We start from the raw sequence: 25439 nt of genomic DNA on the forward strand, positions 1-25439 counted from the left end.
CGGAGGTGCCGGACGCAGCGGCGGCGGCAGCGGCGGAGGCAGCGGCGGAGGCAGCGGAAGCAGGGTCGGAGGCGGCGGACGCAGCGTCGGCGACCTCGAGAACGGCGTTCGGCGCAGCCCTCACACGGGCAACCCCCGCCGCCTCCAGGCTGAGCAGCAGGTGCTTAGCCTCGGTCCCCCCGAGGTAGCCACCGTACGAGCCATCGGAGCGCACGACCCGGTGGCAGGGCACAACGAGCGGCAGAGGGTTTGTTGCGCACGCGGTACCGACCGCCCGCATCGCCCGCGGGCTTCCCGCAGCGAGCGCGACTTGGGCATAACTCTCGGTGCGGCCGTACGCGATATGAGGCAGGTGGGCGAGCACGCTGAGCCGAAACCCCGTCGAGAGTCGGTGGTCGAGCTCCAGGTCGAAGGCGTGCCGGGCTCCGGCGAAGTACTCGTCGAGTTCGCGGGCTGCGGCATCCAGGCGTCGCGGTGCGTGCAGGATGCGCGGGCTCACCAGCGCGGCCAGCCGGTCGAGCACCGCATCATGGTTCTCTCGCTCGAAGGCGATCCGCACGAGGCCCTGCTCGGTCGCAGCCAGCAGAAGCAGTCCGATCGGGGTATCGAGGGTGCGATAGGCGACGTCGAGGTCGCCGCCGGATGCCGCAGCCGCCTCGAGCGCGGCATGCAGTCGGTCGAGGTCTGCGGGATCCACGTCGCGGGTGGGGGCGAGCAGATCGGTGAGATCGTGCGTGCCACCGAGGTGCGGAGTAGGTGCGGTGGTCATGGGGAGGTTCCCTCCGCTACGGGTGCGGGTCTAAGTGTGAGTTCGGGGGTTGGTCGCTCGGGCGGGGGTGCGGCGGCGAGCCGCAGCCTGAGGGCCTTGATGCCGTCGGCGGCAGCGCGTCGGGCCGCATCCGTCGTGCCGCCGAGAATATCGGCGATATCCCGGTGCGGCAGTCCCGTCAGATAGTGATAGGCGACGGCCTGGCGCTGCTTGGGAGGGAGCGCGGCGAGCGCGGGCCACAGATCCGGGTCGCTTTTTTCGGGCAGGCCGATCGTGGAGATCGACTCCGGCAGCGTCTCGAGCGGGATCGGTGCGCGGCCTCGGGCTCGAATCAGGTCGATGGCTTTGCGATGGGCGATGGTCACAAGCCAGGCCTCGACGTTCGCCTCGACGTCGAGCGCCGGGTAGGCGCGTAAGGCCGCAAGAAACGTCTCGGACCAGGCGTCGTCGGCATCACTGGGGCCGACCACGGCGCGACAGACGCGCAGCACAGTAGCCCCGTGCACGGCGACGATCTGTTCGAACGGCTTCATAGTCACATTATGCAGACGTCCGCCGACAGGTAAACGTGAGATCGCCGGTCACACGAGGCGCCCCAGGGCCGCGGCGCTCGGTTCTTCGAGGGCGAGCAGGAACCGTGTGCGGTCGAGCCGGCTGGCGTACCCGACGAGGTCGCCATCGGCGCCAACCGCCCGGTGCCACGGCCGGATCCGCGAAGTCACCCTTTACGGTCGAGTTTCCGTCGCACGCCGGCGAAACTCGACCGCACGAGGCGAAGTCGGCGAAAGCGGGGCGCCGACAGAGCGAAAGCGGGGCGCCCCCTTTCGAAAAGGGACGCCCCGCCAGACTGCACGACCGGTTAGAGAACGCTCTTCGCCAGGCGGTGAATCGTCACGGCGCCGATGGCTTCGAACGGATGCAGCGGGTCGGGTTCGCCCGAACCTGTCGGACCGCCCAGGCGCGAGTGGCCGACCGCGCTCATCACGGCGTAGGCGTCACCCTTCGTCCAACCGTTGTCCTCGACGAGGAAGTTGAACATGTCCTCATAGCCACGCTGAATGCTCTCTTGCACCGGGTCGCCCAGGCCGACGAAGATCCACTCGTCGGCCGTCTCGACCCGTGGGGCGCGCAAGGTCAGCCCGGGCACGACGTCGATGCTGACAACGGCAATACCCTCGGCCTCGATCGCAACGAATGACGATTCGCCCTCGGCCATGATCGCGTGGATATCGCCGATCGAGAGGTAGGCACCTTCGACCATGACAGGAAGGTAGACGGTCGAGCCGGGCTTGCACTCGGTGACATCCATGTTGCCGCCCTGCGGCGTGGAAGGCATGATCGTCGAGTTCGCTCCCTCTGCGGGAGCCGTGCCGATACAGCCGATCATGGGGCGCGCGTCGAAGGTATGCCGATCGGTGACGTGCACCCCCGCCTCATCGATGGGTACGCGGCGGGTGAACACCTCGTCGCCCATCAGGTGCTGCAACGCGCCTGAGCCGGGCAGGCTCACCGACCAGCCGTGTTCCTTGAGACGGATCTCGTGGATGGTCACGGCAAGGGCATCGCCGGGCATGGCACCTTCGACGTAGACCGGGCCGGTCACCGGATTGATGCCGACGGTGACCTTCGCGAGATCTTTGACGTCATGCAGCTGGGCATACACGGCGTCGCTGGTTTCAAAGCCGATGCGCTCCCCCGTGCCCGGCGTGATGCGCAGGGCGGGTTCGACGTCGGCCGCGAAGCCGAACTTGCCGTGTGACTTGTCGAGAAAATGATCCACTTAGACAGCGCTCCGTTCGCCCAATGCCGGCGCCTCACGGCCATCGGCCTCGCCCGATAGATCGGTCTTGCGACCCGTTGCCCGGTAGTAGAGAAACACGCCGGCGCCGAGGATGAGCCAGACGAGACCGCCGACCTTGGCTTCGACTGCGGCGTTCAGCAGCACATAGCCGATGATCAGGAAGCCGACCACGGGCGCAACCAGGTGCAGCAGGTAGTTGCGCGACTTCTTGCGCACCAGGTAGTGCACGATCACGGCGATGTGCAGCATCATGAAGCCGAACAGCGCACCGAAGTTCACCAGCGACGAAATCAGGTCGATCTGACCGACGAAGAACAGCACGAGAATCGCGGAGAGCGCAGAGACGAACAGCACGGCATTGCGCGGAATCTGGCGTCCGCTGATTTCGCTGAGGAACTTCGGCAGCTGGCGGTCGCGGCTCATCGAGAACAGCAGACGCGAGGTTGCAGCCTGCGCAGCCATGGCATTGGCGATACCCACGGCGAGCACGTTGACCACGAAGAATGCGTTCATCCAGCCGGTGTTTGAGGCGGCCTGAACGATGAGGAAGAAGGCGTTGCCCACCTCGTTGTCGGCGAACGACTCACGGCCACCGGCCAGGGCGCTGGCGAGCCAGGTCTGCAGAATAAAGCAGAATGCGACGATCACCAGGGCAATGATCATGGCCTTGCCGGCCGAGTTACGGCCACCGGTTGACTCTTCGGCCATAGTTGAGATGCCATCGAAGCCGAGGAAGCTGAGCACGGCGATCGACAGAGCGGATGCGATCAGCGGCCCGGTCACCTTGCTGGCGTCCCAAATGGGTGCGGTGGTGAGTTCGGCTCCCGGGATGGTGCCGCTGTTCAGCGCGTTGAAGGCGATGATCACGAAGATCACGATGAAGACGATCTCGACGGCGAGGAAGACACGGTTGATCAGCTTGATCGAGCTGATGCCGAGCAGGTTGATCGTCGTGTTGATCGCCACGAAGATGAGCGCCCACATCCAGCGTTCCGTGCCGGGGAAGATTCCGATCATGGATTCTGCCGCGAAGACGTAGAGGAGCGTCGGCACGAGCAGGTAGTCGAGGAGGATCGCCCAACCGGCGAAGAAGCCGGCCGTGGGATGGATGCCGCGGCCGACGTAGGAGAACACCGACCCGGCCAGCGGAATCGACTTCGCCATCTGCTGGTAGGCCAAGGCGGTGAAGATCATCGCGATCAGGCCGATCAGGTAGACCAGCGGCACCATGCCACCCGCGGCGTTGTAGACGACGCCGAAGATGGCCCAGGGTGCGATCGGCACCATGAAGATCAGCCCATAAATGAGCAGGTCCATGGTCGAGACCGAACGTTTGAGCTGCTGCTTATAGCCATACGCTTCGAGCTGCTGTTGCGGGGTGAGCTCTGCCGAGCTTGTCGTCACTTTCGACACGGTGGTGTCCTTTCGAGGGCGGAAAAGTTCGATCACGTGGCCGGATGGCCGTCGTGAGACGCGATGAATTCGGCGATGACTGCGCGGAACTCAGCGGGGTGTTCGAGGTGCACGCAGTGGCTCGCGTTGGGGAAGATGTGACTCGTCGCCCCCGTGATGCCGTCGACGAAGGGCTGCCAGGTCTCTGGCGTGGCTTCATCGTGTTCACCGGCGACGACCAACGTCGGCGCACTGATCGCGCCGAGTCGGTCGATGATGCTCCAGGAGCGCATGCTCCCGATTACATGGAACTCATTGGGGCCGTTCATGGTGTGGTACACCGTGGGCTCGGCCTCCATCTGGTCGACGCTCTCCTGAAAGTCGACCGGATTGGGGGTGATCATGCAGACGTGACGTTGGTAGAAAACGTCTGCGGCGCGGAGGTATTCGGGGTCGAGGATGCTGCCGGCTTCTTCATGCCGGGTCAGCGCATCCTGCACATCGGCCGGCAGCTGGGCGCGGAGCGCACGCGCACCGTCCGCCCAGAGCTGCATGGATGCCGGGGAATTGCAGATCATGACACTGGCCAGGCCCGCTGGGCGCCGAGTGGCGATCTCAGCGGCGAGCATTCCGCCCCACGACTGGCCGAGGAGGTGGTACTCGGTGAGTCCGAGCTGTTCGACCAGGTTGAGAAACTCATCGACGAAGAGCTGGGGATTCCAGAACTCGGCTGGTGCATCGGGCAGGTGGGTGCTGTTGCCGCACCCCAACTGGTCATAGTGAATGACAGTTCGGCCGGTGGAGGCGAGTTCGCCGATGTTGCGCACATAGTTGTGCGCCATACCGGGGCCGCCGTGCAGCACGATGAGCGGAAGCGCACCCTCGAGCGGCTGTTCGGGCTCGGTCAGGCGAACCCAGGTCTTCCATTCGCGGAAAGGGATGGTGGTGCTGGTGGAGACGTGGTGCACGGCACTCCTTCGTCGGCGGCGGGGCGCAGTGTGCGCATCCGGAGCAAGCACCCACACTGCGACGCCGAACCGGTGAGCAATATCATGGACTATAAAAGGTCTCAGTTCAAGACCATTTGAATGTCTTACCATGGGCGAGACACGGATTTCGACCCGAATTCGGCTCGACCAAATGAGGAGTGGGGGCTTCTATCACCGAAAACGTAGGCCGACTCGGGGGCACACCTCCGCTCGACCAGGAACCCACGGGTTCGCTCAGCGTTCCGTTTTCTGGACCCTCGCGGATCGATGAGATCACCGACCGACTCATCACGGCCATCGCCATCGGCGAGTATTTGCCCGGCTCGAAGCTGCCGCCTGAACGTGAGCTTGCCGCCGCTCTTCGAGTCGGACGCATGACCGTGCGGGCTGCCCTCGCACGGCTCGTCGAGCATGGCCTCCTCGAGACCCAGCGGGGTCGCGGCGGCGGGTCGTTCGTGCGGGAAGCGTGGGCTGCTCCATCCGGCGCTTCGGTGCACCGATCCCTCACGACGCGGTGGGCGGACATGCTCGACACCTCCGAAGCCGTCAGCCGCCTGCAGGGAACCCTCGCCCGAGCCGCAGCAGAGAACCGCACTGCCGAGGACGTCGTGATACTCCGGCAACGGCTCGAGGCTTTCCGCGCCGCCGACTCTGGCTTGCACTCGCAAAAAGCCGACGAGCGGCTTCACCTCGCCATCGGCGAGGCCTCCCATAACGCCACGCTCCAGGGCGTGGTTCTCGACCTCGATTCACGCATCAGCATCTCGGCTCCATCGCACCTCTGGGGCGAGCCGGAGGGGATGGCCGCGATGGAGCGGCGGGCTCTGGCCGAACACGAGCAGCTCGTTGCCGCGATCTGCGACCGGCGCGCAAACGACGCGAGCGCAATCGCCCGCGAGCACGCCCGCATCGATGTCGAACTCTTGGAGTCTGCACTGCGTCGAGCCGGCACGAGGCCTTGAGCGCCCCCACACCAGCTCTGGGCAGATGATCCCCCGCGGCGTAGCCTGGCGCTACGGAGGTGGATGCCATGCAGGCTGCAGTTGGCGACCGAATTCTGATCCGAGGCAAGACCGTCGAGACCCCGGATCGCCACGGCGAGATTATCGAAGTGCGTGGGGCCGAGGGTGGCCCGCCCTATCTGGTGCGCTTTGAAAACGGGCACGAAACGGTGGTGTTCCCCGGCTCCGACTTCGTGGTTGACCGTCCCCCACAGCCCTGACTCAGCATCCGGGTCGGGGCGACACGCAGACCCACGCCTGCGCACGACTGCGCACGACTCGGACCCTCCCTGAGGTTATGCTTATTCTCGCCCTCCAGCCCCGTGCTGCGTGCGCACGCATCGCGGCTGAGCCGATGATGGCTGGGCACTGAGCTGGAAGTTGAGCATTCATGGGTCACGACCGCGCCTCAAAGATTTTAGGGGCTCTCTCACTCACCGCGATCGGCATAGCCGCGTCGTGCGGGATGGTCGCCGAGTCCGCCGCGGCCGGCGCTCTGCCCGCCTCATCCTGCGTCACCGACTGCACGGCAACATTCACGTCGACCTTCGGCGAGGCAGCGTTCACGCTGCCCGACGGAGTTTCCAGCCTCACCGCCACCATCGCTGGTTACGCTGGCGCCCCGGCCTCGATCGACCAGTGGGACGACCCGACCTCCGTCGGCGGCCCGGGTGGACAGACCACGATTGACCTGGGTCCCGCCTACGCCGGCCAAACCGTCCGTTTCAGTGCCGGCTCACTTCCCAGCGAGGGCAGCTACCTGCAGGCCAGCGACGACACCCTCCTCGCGGTCGCCGGTGGCGGCGGTGGCGGCGGTTTCGCCACCTACTTCAGCTTCCCCGACCAGATTCTCGCGACATACCCCGGCGGCTCGGGCGGCTCCCCCTCCGCCCCCGGCATCGCTCCGGGCACGGATGCCACGGCATTCGGCACGCATGCGGCCAATGGTCGAGGCGCCACGTCCGGCGGCGGCCTCGGCGGAGTAGGCACCGCCAACGGCCACCCCGGAGCCCCCGAGATGTCGCTCACCGCGCCCACCGCGCTCCTCGCCGCCGGCGGCGACCACAGCCCATTCACGTCTCCCCTGCTTAACCGTTATTGGTCTGGTCACGGCGGCAGCGGCTACACGGGCGGCGGCAGCGGCGCTGTGCAAACCGGCGTGGACAACGGTGATGTCGCGATTGACCTCGTCGCCCCCGGTGGTGGCGGTTCTGGCTACCTGGCCCCCACGCTCACGGCGACGGCCGGGGCACCCCACACCGGCGCCGGATTCGTGACCTTCACGTGGTCGTACACGCCAAGCGTCACCATCCCGACCGCCGATGTTCACCCCGGCGGGACAGTTCCGGTCACCGCACACGGGCTGCCACCGCTGACACCGTTCACCGTGGAGTTTGACGGCACGGTGGTGGGATCAGGGGTGACGGATGCCGCCGGCAACGCCTCGCTGTCCTTTACCATTCCAACCGGTCGGGCCCCCGGTACGTACCCGGTGCAGCTCGTTCTCAGTGGAACCACTGTGGCCTGGTCGACTGAAATTGTCGTCACAGCCGCCGCGGTTGTCGTACCACCGGTCGTGACCGTTCCCGAGACGGGCACTCCCCCGGCATCCGTGCCCGCCGGTACGGTCGGAAGCCTGGCTGAGACCGGTTCCACCGTACTCGGCTGGGCCGTTCCGGCAGCAGTTGTGCTGCTCGTCGGCGGAGCCGCAACGTTCTTCGTGGGCCGCCGCCGCCGCTCGAAGCGCTAACCCTCCACACCCACGGCCTGCGAAGGCAGATGAACGGATTGTTCGGATGAACTGGATTCTCTTCGGCGTCAGCATTCTTGCTCTACTTCTCGGCATCCTCGCTTACACGCAGCGCTGGCGCGGCTGGGTGCGGCCCGTGCCCCCCGGGCACTACGGGTATAGCGTCGGGTTCGGGCTTCTCTTTTTCGGTCTTGCAGGGCTCGCGCTCGGCACCGCACGCGCTCTGCTCGACGCGGGCTGGCGTGAGGCGGCGTTTGTCGCAGGCGCCCTGAGCGTCATCGCACTGGGGATCTTCGTGGTGTCGTTGTTTTGGATGCCGCGGGTGCTCCTGCCGCGCTGGTTCCACACCGTGAAGGGCCTGTGATGGCCGGTGGCCAGCCGCAGGCCAGTGCGACGCTGCCCGAAATCGACAACTGGGTGGAGGTTGACGTCGACATCAACGTCGACATCAATGGAGAGGGCTGCGAGTATGTGCGCGCACGTGAGAACTGGGGAGCCGGTGACTTTCGCCCCCACGTCGCTCTGACCTCCTCAGCCTCAACGGCACCCATTGAATCGGCATCGAGCGCCTCGATCGCCGCAATCCTGGCCACGCATCCGGGTGCGCAGATCATCGCCGTCGATGTGTGGAGCGCGCAGCCGGCCTCGGGCCGACGCATCACGGCCAGCTACCCGAATGGCAACGCGCAGATCGTCATCGCGCGGTGGGTGTGGGCCGATGGTGCCCGCCACGTGCAGTTGACGGCGTCCGCGGCCACGCATCAGTTCCTCGCCTGTGAGCCCGCCTTCCTGTATTGGGCCACGCACCTTGTGCTCACCGCTGAACCGGGCGACACCCGCCGAGACGCAGCAGTCGACCCGGTACTCGACGGGTGGGCGAGTGCTCACGCCCAACTCCCGCTGGAGCTGCTCGACCGCATCGCTCCCCCGCAGACGTTCATCCTGCCCTCTGTTGTGCTTTCCGAGTGGGCCGAGCGCGAACTTCTCGCGGCATCCGGGCGGTCACTACCGCGACGCTCCGCCGCCGACGAGTTGCGTGCGGCCGGTCTGCTGCACGGCAATCGGCGCCGGTTAAGCCCGTTTGCGAGCCTGCTCGCCAGCCACTGGCAGCCCACAGCCACGGTGCTGGAGGTGAGTCGCAGCAACGCCGGGGTCACCCAGACAATGACCACCTGGACGCTGGGCGAATCCACCGCCTTCGCCGTCGATGTGGTCGATGCCGATGCGGTTGATGTCGTTACTGCGGATGCCGCGTCTGCCGGCTCCACGCGGGGCGCCCGGCGTGCCTACGGAGTGATTCCCATCGCACACACCGTCGATACCGTTCTACGTTTTCTTCAGATCGGTCCGGCCTGGAGTTTCGCAATCAATCCGGCCCTCCTCTCGGTCGCCGATTATGAGCAGCGGCTGTCTCACGGTGATGCGTCTGCCGGCCAGCCCGCACCCGACTGCGCGAACGACGCGTTTTCACATTTCTGGGCACAGCCGTGGACCGAGCTGCGCGTGCGCACGGCACGCCGAGCAGGGCGCTTCATTTCGGCAGGAGGAGCGGGCGTGCTCAGTCTGTCCGCCGCCGATGCCGCCGCCGATATCGATGCCGCCGCCGAACCGATGCTTGCCCTCGAGACCGTGCCGACCTACGCCGTGTACACGTGGCTGCTTGAAGCCTTCGAGGCGGCGCTCGCTGTGTGAGGACAACACGTCCGCCAGTCCCGGCCCTTTCAGCCGAATCGAGGGCAAAAAGAAAGACCCTATGACCGAGGATATTCCTGGTCAAAGGGCCTTTATGTGTAGCGGGAGCGGGAATTGAACCCGCGACACCACGATTATGAGCCGTGTGCTCTAACCAACTGAGCTACCCCGCCGCGACTATGACCCCAGCCTAAGCTAAAATCCAGCCTGAGCCCCCTGTGGGAATCGGACCCACTACCTCTTCCTTACCAAGGAAGTGCTCTACCAATGAGCTAAGGGGGCGAAGCTTCGAAACCGAAGCTGCACCTAATTTTGGCAACCCATAGAGATTATCATCACTTCGCACCCTCTCATGACCGTTACGCAGACCCAGCGCCAAACTGGGGCAACTGAAGCCCCCGAAGTGACCATGCCGTGAAGCACGCACCACGCGCCGCCAGACGGATGCCGTCGGCCGCGACACGTAAAGAACCCTCCCCGATCAGCAGATTTGCTTCGGCTGCGCCCGCAAGAGCCCTGGCCGGGAGCGTGACCTCCGCCGCCGAACGCGCCGCGAGCACGAGCACAGAACCCTCGGACGATTCCCGCACAAAGACGAGAATCTCCTCGCCGACATGCAGCCAACGCAGGCCGCCCCCGTTGAGGGCGGCGTGCGAATCCGTTTCCCCGGTGCGCAAACCGATCACCCGGGCATACAGCTCGATGGTCTCGGACACGGCCGGCTCGGCGGCGGTCTCCCACGGAATGGGCGTACGTGACTGTTCGCCGTCGATGCCGACCAGCCCGAACTCGTCGCCCGCGAAGATCACGGGGATGCCCGGCAGCGTGACCGAAAGCCCCAGCGCCACGGGCACAGTGCCCGGCCGGGCACTCGTGCGAAAGCGCGGAGTGTCGTGCGTGTCGAGCGCGTTCATCGTGGCCAACCGGATGCGCCAGGGAAACCCGGCCACGAACCGCTGATGCGCGTCGAAGAACTGCCGCCCGGTGTACTCCGGCACTGAATTGTCGGCGAAGCCGATTCCCCCGCCCGCTGGACTGCCCGGCTCGCTCAGCCAGCTCCAGAGCGGCCGGGTGAATGGGGCATATGTCATTGCACCGTGCCAGGCGTCGCCCTGAAAGTCACTCGCCGCATCGTTGGTTGATTCGCCAAGCAGAATCGTGTCGGGGTTGACATCTCGCATGGTCGTAAGAATCGTCTGCCGCACCTGGGCGTTGAGGTCTTCGGCGCCGAGCCGTCCCGTCATATTCGCCACGTCAATTCGCCAGCCGTCGAGGCCGTAGGGTGCCTTCAACCAGCGTGCGACGACCGAATCCGGCCCGTCGATGAAGCGGCGACGCAGCTCGGTCGAGTTCCAGTTAAACTTGGGTAGGCTCGGCACTCCCAGCCACGACTCGTAACCCTCGTTTTCGGTGTCGCGCCAATAGTAAAAGTCGCTTTCCGGTGCATCCGGATGCCGGTGCGCAGCCTGAAACCACTCATGCCGGTCTCCGGAATGGTTACTGGTCAGGTCTCCGATCACCTTGAATCCGCGGGCGTGCGCGGCGTCGATCAGGCGCGCGAAGGCCGCGTTACCGCCGAGCAGCGGGTCGACTTCGTCGAAGCTTGAGGCGTCGTAGCGGTGGTTCGAACCACCGGGGAACACCGGGGTGAGGTAGATCAGGGTGACGCCGAGGCGCTGCAGGTGATCGAAGTGCGCCGCAATACCGTCGAGGTCTCCCCCATAGAACTGCTGAGATCGGCCCGGCGGCTCAAGCTCGACGGGGTCGTCCCAGTCTGCCGCGATGGCCCAACCCGGCTGTTCGCGCGTCTCGGCGGCGGGCGAACGCCCGAACCGGTCGGGAAAGATTTGGTAGAGCACGCTCGAGGCAGCCCAGGCGGGGGCTGCGGGCGTTGCCAAAAGTGTGAAGTCCGCCGCGTCGAGCGTCTCGATCTCGTGCAGGCCCGCGGCGTTCAGCCACCAGCGGGTGCCGTCGGTGCGTTCGATCGCGAACCGGTAGCCGTGCACCGGGTTCTCGACCGTGACCGCGGCCTCCCACCAGTCCCAGCCATCGCTCGAAGCAATGACGGATGCCTCCGAGTAGCGCGGCTCCCGATTGGGGTTCGAGCGAGTGCGCACCCAGGCGACCGTGCCCCACTCGTGCGGGATGCGCAGCCGCACCTGCACTACGTCGCCGAGCGAGGGCTCCTGGGTCGAGACGTACAGCGGCGATCCGTCATGGTGTGGCTGCAGCATGCCCACACCCTACTTGAGGGACCTGACGCAGAGCCTCCCGCCGCTCCCACCCGCACCACTCCCGTAGGGTGTCTTTCATGACAGGCTCGGAGTGGTGGCGCACCGCAGTTATTTATCAGATCTACCCCCGCTCGTTCGCCGACGCGAATGGCGACGGCGTGGGAGACCTCCCGGGCATCAGCAGCAGGCTGGGAGCTCTGCGGGATCTCGGGGTCGACGCCATCTGGCTCTCGCCGTTTTACATGTCGCCCCAGCGCGATGGCGGCTATGACGTCTCGGACTACTGCGACGTCGATCCACTGTTCGGCACGCTCGCCGACTTTGACGAGATGCTTCGCACCGCGCACGAACTCGGGCTGCGGGTCATCGTCGACATCGTTCCCAACCATTCCTCGAGCGATCACCCCTGGTTCCAGGCTGCTCTCGCCGCCGCACCGGGCAGCGCCGAGCGCGCGCGTTATCTGTTCCGTGACGGCCGCGGCACACACGGTGAGCTCCCTCCGAACAACTGGGAATCCGTGTTTGGTGGCCGCGCCTGGACCCGCGTCCTGGATTCCGACGGCACACCCGGCCAGTGGTATCTGCACCTCTTCGACACCAGCCAACCCGACTTCGATTGGGAGAACGAGTGGGTGCGCGAACAGTTTCGCGGTGTGCTGCGCTTCTGGCTCGACCGTGGCGTGGACGGCTTCCGGGTCGACGTCGCGCACGGCATGATCAAGGCGGCCGGACTCCCCGACTACATCCCGCCCGCCGACGGGGGAAGCATGGGCGGCGGCGGAACGCCCTCCCTCGAACCGGAACCCGCACCAACAGCGCCGTTCTGGGCCCAAGACGGCGTCCACGAAATCTACCGCGACTGGCGCACGGTGCTGGCCGGTTACCCGGGTGAGCGCGTACTCGCAGCCGAGGCCTGGGTCGATCCACTCAGCGAGGTCGCCAAATGGGTACGCCCCGATGAAATGCATCAGGCGTTCAACTTCGCCTACCTCGAGACCCCCTGGAGCGCCCCGGCTCTTCGCACCGTCATCGATGCCTCGCTCGACGCCTTCACCGCCGTCGGCGCGCCGAGCACCTGGGTGCTTTCCAACCACGACGTCGTGCGGCATGCAACGCGCCTCGCGCTCACCGTCGAGAATCCGCAGGGGCATGGCGTCGGCCCCACAACCGTCGGACTTGGCAACCCGGCGGTCGGCCTGCGTCGCGCGCGCGCTGCATCCGCCCTCATGCTGGCCCTGCCTGGCTCCAGCTACCTCTACCAGGGCGAAGAGCTCGGCCTGCCCGAGGTCATCGACCTGCCCGATTCTGCACGCCAAGACCCCACCTGGTTTCGCACCAACGGCGAGCGTTACGGTCGAGACGGATGCCGCGTGCCGCTGCCCTGGACCGCCGCCGGCCCGTCCTACGGATTCGGCCCGACGCCCGCCAGCTGGCTGCCTCAGCCGGCCGAATGGGCGACGCTCGCCCGTGATACCCAGCTGGGCGAGGCCGACTCAACGCTGGAGCTCTACACGCGCGCCCTGCGCCTGCGCCGCGCGAACGAACTCGGCTGGGGGTCAGTGCGCTGGCTGCCGGGCTATCCGCGAGAGGTCGTGGCGTTTACCAATGGCCCGGTGACGGTGATCGCGAACACCGGGTCGACGACCGTCGCCCTCCCCGCCGGTGACGTTCTTCTCGCGAGCGAGGCCCTCACGGGGAGGGAACTGCCCGGCGACACGACGGTCTGGTTACGAAGCTGAGCGGAGAACGCCCCGCAGCAGCCCGCGGCGCAGCAGCCGGCCGAAACGCGACCTAGTTCGTGTTTTCGCGCAGCCAGACGAGCGGGTCGACCTTGGTACCGTCGATGCCGCCCAGACGAATCTCGAAGTGCAGGTGCGGGCCCGTCGACATGCCGGTCGTACCGGTCTTGCCGATGATATCGCCGACCTTCACAACATCGCCTTGGTTGAACAGCATCGAACCGTGGACCATATGCGCATACACGCTGGTCACGGTCTTGCCGTCGATCACGTGGTCAATCATCATGTGCACGCCGAGGCTGCCTTCGCCGTCTTCGGCCAGGCTCACAACGCCGTCCGCGATCGCCTGAATGGGAGCGCCCAGACCGGGGTTGAAGTCCTGTCCGCCATGATTCGCGGAGCATCCGGCACAATCGCGGTGGCCAAACTCATCGCCCACGTGCACACCGACCGCGAACGGCCACTGAATCGTGCCGTTCGGATTGTTCACGAACGAGTTTTCCAAACGGATGCCGCTGGCCACTGCGACTTCAGCGACGGACTTGGAGTCGAAGCCGTCGCGCTCGACCGACAACGTGTCAATCCCGCTGGCGACGTTGAGTTTTTGCGCATCCTGCTTGGCCGGAGCGCCTGGGGCAACGACCGCAGCCCGAACGTCGGCGCTTGAGAGCAGGGCTTCAGCCGGGAGTGAGGTAGAGACCGCCATCAGCGCGACGAAGGCCATGGCCACGACGCTGGCGCCCTTGGCGGCCAGAATGCCGACACGACCGTTACGGCGCGGGGCGGATGCCGCAAGAACGCGGCTCGGCGTCCACGCCGGTGCGGGCGGACGGGTCAGGTCCACCCGCGGGGCGCCACTCGAAGGGCGCTGCACGGTGCGCTGTGAGCGTCGCGACGGAATATCCAGCACGGGCGCGACAGTAGCACCGACCGGCACGGGTGCAACCGGAATCGACGAAGTAGTGGGGGAAACCGTCGTGGCAATGCTCAATTCCTGCGGCGCGTCCACAACGGGCGGCAGGAAAACTGGGCCATTCTGCGCGGCCGCAACTAGCGCGGAAACGACGAGTGCAGGAGTTACGAGTGCGGGAGCCTCCGCGTCAGGGGCCGCAGCAGGAGTGTCAGCAGGTGCAGCACCAGTCTCAGCCTCAATCAACGCAACCTGCGGAAGAGCAGCCGTCTCGGTCACGGTCCAGGCTGCGGCCGATTCCTGCACCCTCCGCTCGCGCTCACGCAACTCACGACGTGTGAGCGGCTGCGATGCGCCAGAGGTCAGGTCGTCCAGGGCGGGCGCCGGAGCGCCCAGCGCAGTGGAGTGACGTGTCAAGGCAGAGAATCTTTCGGTGTTGGGCTGACGCTATGAGACGCGCATCGTGGCCTGCGCCACATGTAACGGGTAAATAACGGAACCTCCAGAGGCTATCGCCCCGAACCTGAGAATTCCAACACAACGCTGGTGAATCACCCCCGAAAAGGGGTAAATTGTGCGGTTTCGAGTGCCTCCTCCAGCTGCCGCCCGTCGATAATTTCCCTGATCATCGACCGTGCCGCGCTCCGCAGGTTAGATCGGGTCGTCGCCCATATGATCGGCAAAGAGACCCGCCAGAATCGGCTCGAGCGTGCCGTAGACGTCGGGCGCGGCGGCGATGAGCAACGTCTCGGTCGCACGGTCCTCGCCGAATCCACCGACCTTCGCCCCGGCCTCGGTCGCGATGAGCTCGCCGGCAGCGTGGTCCCACGGCTTCAAACCGCGTTCGTAGTAGGCATCGATGCGGCCGGCCGCCACCAAGCACAGGTCGAGTGCGGCCGCACCGAAGCGACGGATGTCGCGCACCTCACTGATCAAGCCGGCCACCACCCGCGCCTGCTTCACTCGGCGGGCGGCGGTGTAGGAGAATCCGGTTCCGATCAGCGCAAGCGGCATGCTCACCCCGGTATTCACGTGCAACTGCCGTGTGCCGAGGAATGCGCCACCACCGAGGGAGGCGGTGAACAGCTCACCGGTAGCCGGGTTGAGCACGGCTCCGGCCAGAGGGGTGGATGTGGCCGGGTCGCCGTCCCCCTCGACGACGGCGATGCTGACGGCATAGGTAGGAATTCCATAGAGATAGTTGACGGTGCCATCGATCGGGTCGACGACCCAGGTCAGTCCGCTCGTGCCGGCCGTGGCCTCCGATTCTTCTCCATAGAAGCCGTCGTTCGGCCTGGCTGCAGCCAGCATGCGCCGAATGAGCGCCTCGGTCTCTTGATCGGCCAGGGTCACGACGTCTTCGGGCGACGACTTCGACGCCGCGATGTTGACCCCTTCGGCGCGGCGGGCACGGGCGAGATCCCCGGCGGTGAGGGTGATGTCACGGGCGATGGCGAGGAGGTCAGCAGCAGCGGTAGGCGTCATATTCCCACGCTACCGCGAAGCAGCTCCGACAAAACTAAGAGTGCGGGGTGAACGGAGCACGAGACCCCCGCGCTGCACCGTTCGCCAATTCGCTCCCCCGAGAGTTGGTCCCCTCGTACGATCGTACTATAACAACGGTGTCGTCGCGAAACGCCCCCTGAGACCCTGACTCGGGAAGCCTCGAGGCCGCCGCAGCTGGGTCAGGCACCCAGGTAGCGCTCCAGGTCACGCACACCCAGGCGGGGCAGCTGCAGGGCCATCATCTGTTCGATGCGCTCGGGCAGATCGTGCCGGCCGGTCAGGCGTTGCGAGGTCTCCTGCACGCCGGTGAAGGTTGCGACCAGGTGCCACCCTTCGACGTCGTAGTCGCTCAGCGGCGGGATTTCTCCGTCGTCAACAGCCTCGCGCAGCAACTCTGCCATCCGTGCCATCCAGCCCACGTACGGAGTCGGAAAGGTCACCGGAATCACGTCATATTCGCGCACGAGCCGCACGGCTGCCCGCACCCGTACGTCGTCTCGAAAGGCACCGGAGACACCTCGAATCGACGCGACGATGGCCGCGACACCGCGGGCCTCTGCTCCGCCATCGAGCGGATTGGCGAATGGAGCTTTCGAGAAGGCTCCCCGCACGATCGCCACGGCGATGTCAGATTTTGCCTTGAAGTGGTACTGAACCAATCCTTTTCCGGCGCCGGATTTCTCGGCGATCGTGCCGATGGAGGTGCCGGCATAGCCGCGCTCTGCGAATTCCACGGAGGCGACGCCCAAGATCCGCTCGCGCGTCTCGGCCGACTTGGCACTCGCTGCGTTCATGGGCGCCTTCCTGCCACGGTTTCCCCGCGACCGAACCTACCAGCCGACTCTCGGGCGTTCGCTGAATCACATCTCGGTGCGTCCGGGAATTCACCGCCGCCTGTTCGGATGCGCAGGCTCAGGCCGTCGGCGCACGCTAGAACGTGCGCGAACCGCGCTACCCCGCGCAAGCCCACGCAGGGTGGTGGCGCGTGAAACGAATAAGCCCCGCCCAGCAACTCGCGGGAGTGCTGACGGGGCTTACTTCCTTGCATTACTGCGATGTGGCGAGTGAGGGATTCGAACCCCCGAATGCTGAGCAGTCTGATTTACAGTCAGATCCCTTTGGCCGCTTGGGTAACTCGCCAATGCGCACCCGACCATATGAAAACACGTGACCGAAGACGCGTTGACAAGAATACAAGGCGGAGTGCCATTCAGGAAATCGCCTGATCCCGCGTGCGTCGAAGCCTCCGTGTCGAGGCTCCTCATCCTGCTGAAAAAGCTGCCGGCTGCGGCGACTCCATCTTCCTAACGCTTCTCGGTACCATGGGAGCATGGCAGATTCAACGTTCGACATCGTCAGCAAGGTCGACCAGATGGAGGCGGACAACGCACTCCATCAGGCACAGAAGGAGGTCGCGCAGCGCTACGACTTCAAAAATGTGGGTGCGTCGATCGAACAGAGCGGCGACAAGGTGCTCATGAAGGCCTCGAGCGAGGAGCGCGTGAAGGCGATCCTCGAAGTCTATGAAGCCAAGCTCATCAAGCGCGGCATCTCGCTGCGCAGCCTGGATGCCGGCGACCCCTACCCCTCGGGCAAGGAATACCGCATCGAAGTGTCGCTGAAGGCCGGAATCGACCAGGAGAACGCGAAGAAGATCAACAAGATCATTCGCGACGAAGCGCCGAAGAGCGTCAAGAGCCAGATTCAGGGCGACGAACTGCGGGTCAGCTCCAAGAGCCGCGACGACCTGCAGGAGACCATGGCACTGCTCAAGGGCTCAGACCTCAACGTCGCGCTTCAGTTCGTGAACTTCCGCTAACTCATCCGCTCATTTTCGGGCTGCAGGTAGCTGCGCAACCACCGGGTCAACTCCCGGTACGCCTGCCGCCGCACGGGCTCTGCCGACAAGAAAACGTCGTGCAGGGCCCCGTCCAGCCGCAGAATCGTCACGAGTGCACCCAGCCGAGTCGAGCGCACGGCGATGTCGTCGACGCGCAGCACCACGTCGCTCGTCATCATTGCGGGTTCCCATTTCGGCACCAGCATCGACCGCGCCGAAATCATCGAGAGCACCGGGGCGTCAATCGCCAGACCGGATGCCACGCGCGCATGCCCGGCCAGGATCGCACGCAACCACGCGGGGTGCGCCATGAACCCGCGCTCCGGCCGCCACTCCTTCTTATAGGTCCAGCTCCCCTCGTAGTCGGCCGACACCGAGCGCGTATAGAAACCCAAGTCGACCCGCGGCAGCGGCGCCCGCGGATCGACCCGCGCTTGTAAGTCGATGATCGGCTGAATAGCGGCTCGACCAACACCGGAGGCCTGGAACTCCAGCCACGGGCTGTTGAGCACGAGCGCCGAGGCACGACCACGATGCCGGTTCGCCCAGAGGCTGAGGATGAGCCCACCGGTCGAGTGCCCCAGCAGCAGAAGCTGCCGCTTACTCCGCGAACCCTCACCGTGCCCCATCGCCGACAGCGCGGCTTCGATGTCTTCGTCATAGGCGGCCAGGTCGGTGATGTAGCCGGGCGTTTGCCCCTCACGCAGGCTGCGCCCATACTTACGCAGGTCAAGCGCATGAAAATGAGCCCCGGCATCCTGCCAAAAATCGGCCAGCTCGGTCTGAAAAAAGTAGTCGGACCAGCCGTGCAGATAGAGCACATCGACGCCCGCGGCGATCGGACGCACCAGTTCGAGCCTGAACCGACCGACCGCGCGCACGAGTGTGGCGACGACTGGCCCTTCGGCATCCGGCTTCAGCGACAGAGTGAGCGCTTCGAAACCCGCGCCAAGGATGTCGGGTTGCCAGCCATTCTCCGGAATGCGCATGCCTGGAGGGTATCGCACGCCGCCCAGTGTTCCCCGAATGATGCGCGTTGCTCCACAGGCTGACCGCGACGGATGCCGCCGCGCACGAGACTATTTCGAGCGCGACACCGTCACCATCTCGTCACGCGGCACAACCTTGATTCGGGTGCGGCCGGCCGACTCCCCGAGCGATAGCTCGTGTTGGTCGAGGTTATGCCAGCCGTTCAGGTCGGTGTAGTGGATGCCGCGCGAATCGAGCAACTCGGTCACGCTCTCTTCGGCGGGGTGCTCGGGGTGCCACCAATTGCCCGAATCGTTGATGAGGTGACGCACGGTCTCCATCGCATCCGACTTGGTGTGACCAATCAGCCCCACCGGCCCACGCTTGATCCACCCCGTCGCGTAGACGCCGTACATCTGCTCATTGGCACCGCCCGAACCCGACGACGGGTCCTTGCGCAGCACCTGGCCCTCGCGGTTCGGAATCACACCGCGCTTCTTGTCGAACGGGATGCCTGGCAGCGGCGAACCGAAGTAGCCGACGGCGCGGTACACGGCCTGAATCGGCAGTTCGCGCATTTCGCCGGTACCGACGACTCCGCCCTCACCGTCGGGCACCGTGCGCTCGTAACGGATGCCACCTACCCGACCGGCGCCGTCGTCAACGATCTCGATGGGCTTGGCGAAGAAGTGCAGGTGCAGGCGACGGCTGGCCTCGCCGACCTCGCGCTGGCGCCACTGGTTCAGCACCTTATCGATCACGAACACCTGCTTGTTTCCGGCGACGGCCGCGCGGGCAGCATCGTCGTAGTCGAAGTCTTCGTCGTAGACCATGATGTCGACGTCGCGCAGCTCGCCGAGTTCCCGCAGTTCGAGCGGGGTGAACTTCACCGAGGTCGGACCGCGGCGGCCGAACACGTGAACATCGGTCACCGGCGACTCCTTGAGTCCGCCGTAGACGTTATCTGGAATCTCGGTCACCAACAGGTCGTCGGCATGCTTGGCCAGGATGCGGGAGACGTCGAGGGCCACATTGCCATTGCCGATCACCGCCACCTGCTTCGCCTCGAGCGGCCAGGTGCGCGGAAAGTCGGGGTGCCCGTCGAACCAGCTAACGAACTCGGCGGCGCCGTACGAGCCCTCGAGCTCGATGCCCGGAATGTTCAGGTCGGCGTCACGCACGGCTCCCGTGGCGAAGATCACCGCGTTGTAGTGCTGTTTGAGGTCATCGAGCGTGATGTCGGTGCCGTAGCGCACGTTGCCAAAGAGACGAATGTCGCCACGGTCGAGCACATCGCGCAGGGCGTTGATGATGCCCTTGATGCGCGGGTGGTCGGGGGCGACGCCATAGCGCACGAGCCCATACGGCGCGGGCAGGTGGTCGAACAGGTCAATCGAAACGTCGAAGTTGCGCTCTGCCTTCAACAGGATGTCGGCGGCGTAGATGCCGGCGGGGCCTGCTCCGACAATGGCCAATCGCAACTTGGTCATGAAAACCTTCCTTAGGGTTGAGGCCTGCGCTCGCAGTCTCAGTCGTTCTTGGGCGGGCGGCTCGTTAGCTCGAGCGTTCCACAATCGTTTCAGCGAACTTGGTGAGCGCCTTCTTAACCGAGCCCTTGGGCAGCGGTTCGAGCGCCGCGACGGCATCTCTGGCCCACTGGTGGGCTTCTGCGAGGGTCTGGTGGGTGACGTCGTGGTCGCGCAGCTCCGCGATCGCCGCGTCGGCAGCGACGGCACCGGCAGCATCGCTGGCCGGTCCGCTCATCACGTCACGTTCGAGGCGTTCGAGCAGCGCGGCCGCGGCGGCATCCGTCGTCTGACGTTCCCGCAACCGCAGCAGCGGCAGCGTGGCGACCCCGGCGCGCAAGTCGGTGCCGGGCACCTTGCCGGTCTCGTCGGGCTGCGGCGAGAGGTCAATGACGTCGTCGATGAGTTGGAAGGCGACACCGATCTTCTCGCCGAACTCAACCACGGGGCCTTCGAACTCGTCGGGAGCGTCAGAGAAGACGATTCCGGCCTGGGCGGCGGCGGCGATGAGCGACCCGGTCTTGTCGGCGAGCACCTGAATGTAGTGCTGAACCGGGTCTTCGCCGTCGCGCGGACCGACGGTCTCATGCAGTTGGCCGAGCACGAGGCGCTCGAAGGTGTCGGCCTGCAAACGGATGGCGCGCTCCCCGAGACGGGCCATCAGTTGGCTCGCCCGAGCGAACAACAGGTCACCGGTGAGAATCGCAATCGAGTTGCCCCACACCGTCTGGGCACTCGGCACGCCGCGACGCTTGTCGGCGTCATCCATCACATCGTCGTGATAGAGCGAGGCCAGGTGGGTGATTTCGATCGCCGCCGCGGCCGTCACGACGTTGGGCACCGACCCGCTACCGAGGTGAGCGGTGAGCAGGGCCAGCATGGGTCGCACCCGTTTGCCGCCGGCGTTGAGCAGGTAGCGACTGGTGACGTTCGCGATTTCGTCGGCGAAGACGACCTCCGCCAACAGCCCAGCCTCGACCTGCTCGAGCCCGGCATCGATGTCGGCCGCCAAACCGCGATCGGCGGCGGTCGAAAAGATACGGTCGCTCAAGCCCAGTTGCGACGTCACCGACGAGCTACGGCGGACGACAGGGGCGCTCGGTTTCACTCTATGTGCCTAACGATTGAGGAGAAGGGGATCAGGATGCCGCGGGGGCGGCGGAACGCTCCGGCTTGATGCCGCGGTGCAGCGCGACGACGCCGAGCGTGAGGTTACGGTACGCCACGGAGCGGTAGCCCGCCTCGCGCAGCCAGCCGCTGAGGGTGCGCTGATTCGGCCACGCCTCGATCGACTCACCCAAATAGTCATAGGCGGGGTCATTCGACGATGCGAACTTCACGAGCGTCGGCATCACGTAGCGCAGATAGGCGTAGTAGCCCGCCCGAACCGGGGCAATCTGCGGCGTGGAGAATTCGCAAATCACGACACGGCCGCCGGGCTTGGTCACGCGGTAGAACTCGGCGAGCGCTTTCTTCGGCTCCACGACGTTACGCAGACCGAACGAGATGGTGACGGCGTCGAATTCGCCGTCTGCGAACGGCAGGGCTGTGGCATCCGCCTGCACGAACTCAATGTTGGGGTTGCCGGCATTGCGCTCACGCCCGACCCGAATCATGCCCGCCGAGAAGTCGGCGGCAACGATGTGGGCGCCGGACTTCGCCAACGAAGCGCTCGAGGTGCCGGTTCCGGCCGCGATGTCGAGGATGCGTTCGCCCGGCTTCGGCGCGACGGCCTTGGTCGTCGCGATGCGCCAGAGGGCGGCGTTTCCCATCGACAGCACGGTGTTCGTACGGTCATAGTTGGCGGCCACCTCATCGAACATGGCGGCAACTTGCGCCGGCTGTTTGCCCAGGTCTGCTCTGTTCACCCCCCTAGTCTAGATTGAGTGGCCGAGAGCTCACCGCACGATCGAAACCGGGGCGCAGGCGTAGGCTGAACAGGTGAATGTGCAGGCTTTGACGGTGGAGACCACCGCGATCAGCGACATCCGTCAACTCATTCTCTTGCTTGACCGCCAGGAGCCTCTGCTCTGGATGCGGCGCACGCAGGGATTAGCCGGCATCGGCACGGCGTTACGACTGGAGTTCGGCGGGGAAACCCGCATGACGGATGCCGCGCTCGCCTGGCGGGAGGTCGTCGCCGCCGCAACCATCACCGACCCCCTCGCGCGCACCGGAACCGGCCTGCTCGCGTTCGGCGCCTTCGCGTTCGACGCGTCGTCGGCACAGAAGAGCGTCTTGATCGTGCCGCGGCTCATTGTGGGTCGCGAAGACGGCCAGTGCTGGGTTACCCGCATTTGGGAGACGGGGACCGAGCCGCCCGAAATTCCGCTGACGTTGCATCCGCTCGGCGCCGAATACCGCCTCTCGCTGCTGCCCGGCGCCATGACAGCCGAGGCCTACCGCGACGCCGTGGCCGAGGCAGTGCGCCGCATCGCCGCGCGCGACGTGAGCAAGATCGTGCTGGCACGAGACCTCGTGGGGCATCTGCCGGCCGAGTCCGATGCGCGGCGGGCCCTCACGCAGCTCGCACTCGGCTACCCGGACTGTTGGACCTTCGCCGTTGACGGACTCATTGGTTCGAGCCCCGAGACGCTGATTCGCGCCTCGCAGGGTGAGGTCAATGCGCGTGTGCTCGCCGGCACCATGTCGCGGGGAGCGGATGCCGAGTCAGACGCCGAGGCGGCTCTCACGCTGGCCACGTCGAGCAAGGACGGTGACGAGCACGAGTTCGCGGTGCAGAGCGTCGTGGCGTCGCTGCGCCCGCACACCTCGCACCTCACGGCGAGCGAGGTGCCGTTCACATTGAAGCTTCCGAACCTGTGGCACCTGGCCACCGACCTTGAGGGCACGCTGAGCGACGGGTCAACCTCGCTCGACCTCATCGCGGCGCTGCACCCCACTGCCGCGGTCGCGGGAACCCCCACCGACACCGCCCTGGCCGTGATTCGCGAGCTCGAACCCTTCGACCGCGGGCGCTACGCCGGCCCGGTCGGCTGGGTGGGCGCCGACGGCGACGGCGAGTGGGCAATCGCGTTGCGCTGCGCCCAGATCAGTCCCACCGGCGATGTCACCGCCTATGCCGGTTGCGGCATCGTGCTCGACTCGGAGCCCGACCGCGAGCTGGCCGAGACGCGCATGAAGTTCCGCCCGGTGGTGGAGGCCTTCGGCTGACCTGCTCCGCTGGTCGAGACCGCAGCTTCCAACATCCGCAGCCGGTGAGGTAGCGCAGATGACCCTTATCGAGGCAATCGAAGGGTCATCTGCGCGACCTCACCAGCCGAAGCCTGGCGCGCGGCGACGACGCTCGCTACCCTGTGCGCATGAGCTTCGAGCTGCAAAATCCGAGCCCTGCGCGACTCATGCGGCCGCGTCAGCGGCCGCGTCAGCGGCCGCGTCAGCGGCCGCGTCAGCGGCCGCGTCAGCGGCCGCGTCAGCGGCCGCGTCAGCGGCCGCGTCAGCCTGATTCAGCGCAGGTCGAATCGACCGAGACGGTCGCGCCGTGATATTCGCGGAGGTCATCGAAACCGTCGGCAAGGTCATCGATGCGGCCGGTGTCGCGGCGATCGTCATCGGCGCCCTCGTCGCAACGGTGATCGCCGGTCTGCGCCTGAAAAACCGTGACCCGAACGTCTATCGGCTCTACCGCAGGCAGTTGGGCCGCTCGATCCTGTTGGGTCTGGAGCTCTTGGTCGCGGCCGACATCATCCGCACCGTGGCGATCACGCCCACCCTGGAGAGCCTCGCCGTACTGGCCGGGATCGTGCTGATCCGCACGTTCCTCAGCTTTTCACTCGAGCTGGAAATCACCGGTTCCTGGCCCTGGCAGAAACCCAGTCGCGCCGACACTCCGGGCGAGGCACCCGAGCTGGACTAGAGCCGTTCGGCCGGCGGGAGCGGTTCGCCTGCGCCGGCCACGATGCCTGAATCCTGAGCGGAGTGTCGACGTCGCTTTCTCCCGCCACTCAATAGAGTGAGCCGATTGCACCACTGACGGTGCAGCTATTCGAAAAATTTGGAGTCCCATGGAAACCGCCGCCATCACCGCTTGGACATTCGTTTCGGAGACTCCGATCCCGGCCGACATCGCCCCGATGCTCGTTCCGGGTGAGCAGCCCGTTGCCGCCTACAAGACATTCCGCGACAGCGCGGTCTTCACCAACAAGCGGCTGATCGTGCGCGACGCCCAGGGCATCACGGGCAAAAAGGTCGAGCTGTATTCCCTGCCCTACTCAAGCGTGAACATGTGGTCGTCTGAGAACGCCGGCACGCTCGACTTCAATGCCGAGCTTGAGCTGTGGACCCGCGCCGGCCACATCAAGATCAAAATCGGAAAGGGTGTCGACATTCGCAAGTTGGATCGTCTCCTCGCCGAGGTTCTCCTCGCCGATTAGTTGGAACGAGACGCCTGGCCGGCGCGCGGCGTCCTCCCCTCAGGTCGCCGCCAGGCGCGCCTTCTCGACTGCAACGTCGAAGGTGGCCGCCGGCCAGTCCAGATTCATGCGCGACAGGGCGTCGATCAAAAGGTGCTGCACGGCGATGCGCGCGTACCATTTCTTGTCGGCGGGCACGACATACCAGGGCGCTGCCTCCGTTTGGGTGCGGTCGAAGACCACCTGGTAGGCGTCCTGATAGGCGGGCCAGAGCATGCGCTCGTCGACGTCCCCGGGGTTGTACTTCCAGTACTTCTCGGGCCGGTCGAGCCGTTCGGCCAGCCGGTCCTTCTGCACGTCAAAGCTCAGGTGCAGCATGACCTTGATCACGGTCGTGTCGTCGTCAATCAATTCCTGCTCGAACGCGTTGATCGCGCCATAGCGGGCCTCGATCTCGTCGGGCGGAGCGAGGTGGCGCACCCGCGCGATCAGCACGTCTTCGTAGTGTGAACGGTCGAACACGCCGATCATGCCGGCACCGGGAACGTGGCGACGCACCCGCCACAGAAAGTCGTGGGCGCGTTCCTCGTCGGTCGGTGCCTTGAACGCGTAGTGGTCCACGCCCTGCGGATCGACCGCGCTGACAACGTGGCGCACAATGCCACCTTTTCCCGCAGTGTCCATGGCCTGCAGCACCAGCAGAATCTTGCGGTTGTCGCCGCTGCGACTGTTCGCGAAGAGCTTCTCCTGTAACCCGGAGAGGATCGTGGCCCCCTCGGCGAGCGCCGCCGTGGCCTCAGCTTTGCGCCCCTGGAAGCCGGGTGTGGCATCCGTCGCGCGGTCGGACAGTTGAAATCCGGGCATGACGCGCAGCCCCTCGGCGGGGTCCTCGGTCCAGAATGTCTCGCTACTTTTCGCCACGGTGCACCTTTCGTTGCACGTCATTCT

At 65.7% G+C, this 25439-nt stretch carries 25 protein-coding genes, 3 tRNA genes and 1 pseudogene; 10 read left to right on the forward strand and 19 right to left on the reverse strand.

The window, feature by feature from the left end; translation table 11 throughout:
• Nucleotides 1-136: 136 nt before the first annotated feature.
• The 6 genes and pseudogenes from HNR05_RS12265 to HNR05_RS12290 form a co-directional block, all read right to left on the reverse strand.
• A pseudogene (locus tag HNR05_RS12265) lies at nucleotides 137-769 on the reverse strand (methylated-DNA--[protein]-cysteine S-methyltransferase); the annotation flags it as partial.
• A complete protein-coding gene (locus HNR05_RS12270) occupies nucleotides 766-1302 on the reverse strand; it encodes an RNA polymerase sigma factor (protein WP_218868887.1) in 537 nt (178 codons plus the stop codon). The pseudogene HNR05_RS12265 and the gene HNR05_RS12270, both read right to left, overlap by 4 nt.
• 48 nt (nucleotides 1303-1350) lie before the next feature.
• Nucleotides 1351-1491, reverse strand: a complete 141-nt coding sequence (locus tag HNR05_RS12275; RefSeq protein ID WP_179579341.1) for an MGMT family protein — start codon at nucleotides 1489-1491, stop codon at nucleotides 1351-1353.
• A 137-nt stretch (nucleotides 1492-1628) separates the two neighbouring features.
• The gene (locus HNR05_RS12280; protein WP_179579343.1) at nucleotides 1629-2549 is read right to left on the reverse strand and encodes an acetamidase/formamidase family protein; all 921 of its coding nucleotides are present in this window, start codon (nucleotides 2547-2549) and stop codon (nucleotides 1629-1631) included.
• Nucleotides 2550-3983 carry an APC family permease gene (locus HNR05_RS12285; protein ID WP_343062580.1) on the reverse strand — a complete coding sequence of 478 codons (1434 nt, stop codon included), beginning with the start codon at nucleotides 3981-3983 and terminating at the stop codon, nucleotides 2550-2552.
• A gap of 32 nt (nucleotides 3984-4015) precedes the next feature.
• Nucleotides 4016-4930, reverse strand: coding sequence for a proline iminopeptidase-family hydrolase (locus tag HNR05_RS12290; RefSeq protein ID WP_343062581.1), 915 nt, complete (start codon nucleotides 4928-4930; stop codon nucleotides 4016-4018).
• 179 nt (nucleotides 4931-5109) lie between these two features.
• On the opposite strand from HNR05_RS12290, the gene HNR05_RS17990 reads away from it, so the two are divergent.
• The 5 genes from HNR05_RS17990 (at nucleotide 5110) to HNR05_RS12315 (ending at nucleotide 9394) form a co-directional block, all read left to right on the forward strand.
• Nucleotides 5110-5913, forward strand: a complete 804-nt coding sequence (locus HNR05_RS17990) for a FadR/GntR family transcriptional regulator (RefSeq protein ID WP_343062582.1) — start codon at nucleotides 5110-5112, stop codon at nucleotides 5911-5913.
• Nucleotides 5914-5981: 68 nt separating this feature from the next.
• Nucleotides 5982-6173 carry a DUF1918 domain-containing protein gene (locus HNR05_RS12300; protein WP_179579347.1) on the forward strand — a complete coding sequence of 64 codons (192 nt, stop codon included), beginning with the start codon at nucleotides 5982-5984 and terminating at the stop codon, nucleotides 6171-6173.
• A 170-nt stretch (nucleotides 6174-6343) separates the two neighbouring features.
• Nucleotides 6344-7702 carry an LAVTG motif-containing sortase-dependent surface protein gene (locus HNR05_RS12305; protein WP_179579349.1) on the forward strand — a complete coding sequence of 453 codons (1359 nt, stop codon included), beginning with the start codon at nucleotides 6344-6346 and terminating at the stop codon, nucleotides 7700-7702.
• A 46-nt stretch (nucleotides 7703-7748) separates the two neighbouring features.
• Nucleotides 7749-8066, forward strand: coding sequence for a hypothetical protein (locus HNR05_RS12310; protein WP_179579351.1), 318 nt, complete (start codon nucleotides 7749-7751; stop codon nucleotides 8064-8066).
• The gene (locus tag HNR05_RS12315; RefSeq protein WP_179579352.1) at nucleotides 8066-9394 is read left to right on the forward strand and encodes a hypothetical protein; all 1329 of its coding nucleotides are present in this window, start codon (nucleotides 8066-8068) and stop codon (nucleotides 9392-9394) included. Before HNR05_RS12310 ends, HNR05_RS12315 begins: the two co-directional genes overlap by 1 nt.
• Before the next feature lie 99 nt (nucleotides 9395-9493).
• On the opposite strand, the gene HNR05_RS12320 is transcribed toward HNR05_RS12315, so the two are convergent.
• The 3 genes from HNR05_RS12320 to HNR05_RS12330 all read right to left on the reverse strand — a co-directional run bounded on the left by HNR05_RS12320 (nucleotide 9494) and on the right by HNR05_RS12330 (nucleotide 11628).
• Nucleotides 9494-9567 (reverse strand) — tRNA-Met (locus HNR05_RS12320).
• Between the two features lie 37 nt (nucleotides 9568-9604).
• Nucleotides 9605-9676, reverse strand: a tRNA-Thr gene (locus HNR05_RS12325).
• A gap of 77 nt (nucleotides 9677-9753) precedes the next feature.
• Entirely contained in the window at nucleotides 9754-11628 is a 1875-nt protein-coding gene (locus HNR05_RS12330; protein ID WP_218868888.1) for a glycoside hydrolase family 13 protein, read from the reverse strand.
• A gap of 77 nt (nucleotides 11629-11705) precedes the next feature.
• Here HNR05_RS12330 and HNR05_RS12335 point away from each other — a divergent pair, with 77 nt between their 5' ends.
• Nucleotides 11706-13367 carry a glycoside hydrolase family 13 protein gene (locus HNR05_RS12335; RefSeq protein WP_179579356.1) on the forward strand — a complete coding sequence of 554 codons (1662 nt, stop codon included), beginning with the start codon at nucleotides 11706-11708 and terminating at the stop codon, nucleotides 13365-13367.
• Between the two features lie 52 nt (nucleotides 13368-13419).
• Here HNR05_RS12335 and HNR05_RS12340 read toward each other — a convergent pair whose 3' ends face one another.
• From HNR05_RS12340 to HNR05_RS12355, 4 genes are all read right to left on the reverse strand, one after another.
• Complete coding sequence (locus tag HNR05_RS12340; protein ID WP_179579358.1) at nucleotides 13420-14694, reverse strand: M23 family metallopeptidase; 1275 nt, start codon at nucleotides 14692-14694, stop codon at nucleotides 13420-13422.
• A 234-nt stretch (nucleotides 14695-14928) separates the two neighbouring features.
• Nucleotides 14929-15762, reverse strand: a complete 834-nt coding sequence (locus HNR05_RS12345; protein WP_179579360.1) for an inositol monophosphatase family protein — start codon at nucleotides 15760-15762, stop codon at nucleotides 14929-14931.
• Between the two features lie 200 nt (nucleotides 15763-15962).
• Nucleotides 15963-16577: a TetR/AcrR family transcriptional regulator gene (locus HNR05_RS12350; RefSeq protein ID WP_179579362.1), complete on the reverse strand. Its 615-nt coding sequence runs from the start codon at nucleotides 16575-16577 to the stop codon at nucleotides 15963-15965.
• Between the two features lie 264 nt (nucleotides 16578-16841).
• Nucleotides 16842-16923: transfer RNA gene (locus HNR05_RS12355), tRNA-Tyr, on the reverse strand.
• Nucleotides 16924-17113: 190 nt separating this feature from the next.
• Here HNR05_RS12355 and HNR05_RS12360 point away from each other — a divergent pair.
• A complete protein-coding gene (locus HNR05_RS12360; RefSeq protein WP_179579364.1) occupies nucleotides 17114-17602 on the forward strand; it encodes a YajQ family cyclic di-GMP-binding protein in 489 nt (162 codons plus the stop codon).
• On the opposite strand, the gene HNR05_RS12365 is transcribed toward HNR05_RS12360, so the two are convergent.
• The 4 genes from HNR05_RS12365 to HNR05_RS12380 form a co-directional block, all read right to left on the reverse strand.
• On the reverse strand, nucleotides 17599-18612 hold the full coding sequence (locus HNR05_RS12365; RefSeq protein WP_179579366.1) for an alpha/beta hydrolase: 1014 nt from the start codon (nucleotides 18610-18612) through the stop codon (nucleotides 17599-17601). The genes HNR05_RS12360 and HNR05_RS12365 overlap by 4 nt on opposite strands.
• Before the next feature lie 90 nt (nucleotides 18613-18702).
• Nucleotides 18703-20082 carry an FAD-dependent oxidoreductase gene (locus HNR05_RS12370; protein WP_179579368.1) on the reverse strand — a complete coding sequence of 460 codons (1380 nt, stop codon included), beginning with the start codon at nucleotides 20080-20082 and terminating at the stop codon, nucleotides 18703-18705.
• 64 nt (nucleotides 20083-20146) lie between these two features.
• The gene (locus HNR05_RS12375; protein WP_179579370.1) at nucleotides 20147-21226 is read right to left on the reverse strand and encodes a polyprenyl synthetase family protein; all 1080 of its coding nucleotides are present in this window, start codon (nucleotides 21224-21226) and stop codon (nucleotides 20147-20149) included.
• A gap of 31 nt (nucleotides 21227-21257) precedes the next feature.
• A complete protein-coding gene (locus tag HNR05_RS12380) occupies nucleotides 21258-21941 on the reverse strand; it encodes a class I SAM-dependent methyltransferase (protein WP_218869164.1) in 684 nt (227 codons plus the stop codon).
• A gap of 118 nt (nucleotides 21942-22059) precedes the next feature.
• On the opposite strand from HNR05_RS12380, the gene HNR05_RS12385 reads away from it, so the two are divergent.
• The gene (locus tag HNR05_RS12385; RefSeq protein WP_343062583.1) at nucleotides 22060-23292 is read left to right on the forward strand and encodes an isochorismate synthase; all 1233 of its coding nucleotides are present in this window, start codon (nucleotides 22060-22062) and stop codon (nucleotides 23290-23292) included.
• 186 nt (nucleotides 23293-23478) lie between these two features.
• Here HNR05_RS12385 and HNR05_RS12390 read toward each other — a convergent pair whose 3' ends face one another.
• Nucleotides 23479-23640, reverse strand: coding sequence for a hypothetical protein (locus HNR05_RS12390; RefSeq protein WP_179579374.1), 162 nt, complete (start codon nucleotides 23638-23640; stop codon nucleotides 23479-23481).
• Between HNR05_RS12390 and HNR05_RS12395 the strand changes: the two genes are divergently transcribed.
• Nucleotides 23621-23995: a DUF1622 domain-containing protein gene (locus HNR05_RS12395; protein ID WP_179579376.1), complete on the forward strand. Its 375-nt coding sequence runs from the start codon at nucleotides 23621-23623 to the stop codon at nucleotides 23993-23995. The genes HNR05_RS12390 and HNR05_RS12395 overlap by 20 nt on opposite strands.
• 148 nt (nucleotides 23996-24143) lie before the next feature.
• Nucleotides 24144-24512, forward strand: coding sequence for a PH domain-containing protein (locus tag HNR05_RS12400; RefSeq protein ID WP_179579378.1), 369 nt, complete (start codon nucleotides 24144-24146; stop codon nucleotides 24510-24512).
• A gap of 39 nt (nucleotides 24513-24551) precedes the next feature.
• Here the strand turns inward: HNR05_RS12400 and HNR05_RS12405 are convergent, their stop codons facing one another.
• Nucleotides 24552-25355, reverse strand: a complete 804-nt coding sequence (locus HNR05_RS12405; RefSeq protein WP_246318644.1) for a PPK2 family polyphosphate kinase — start codon at nucleotides 25353-25355, stop codon at nucleotides 24552-24554.
• Nucleotides 25356-25439: the final 84 nt, after the last annotated feature.

Origin of the sequence: Leifsonia psychrotolerans, from assembly GCF_013410665.1 — a bacterium.
Classification (GTDB): domain Bacteria; phylum Actinomycetota; class Actinomycetes; order Actinomycetales; family Microbacteriaceae; genus Cryobacterium; species Cryobacterium psychrotolerans_A.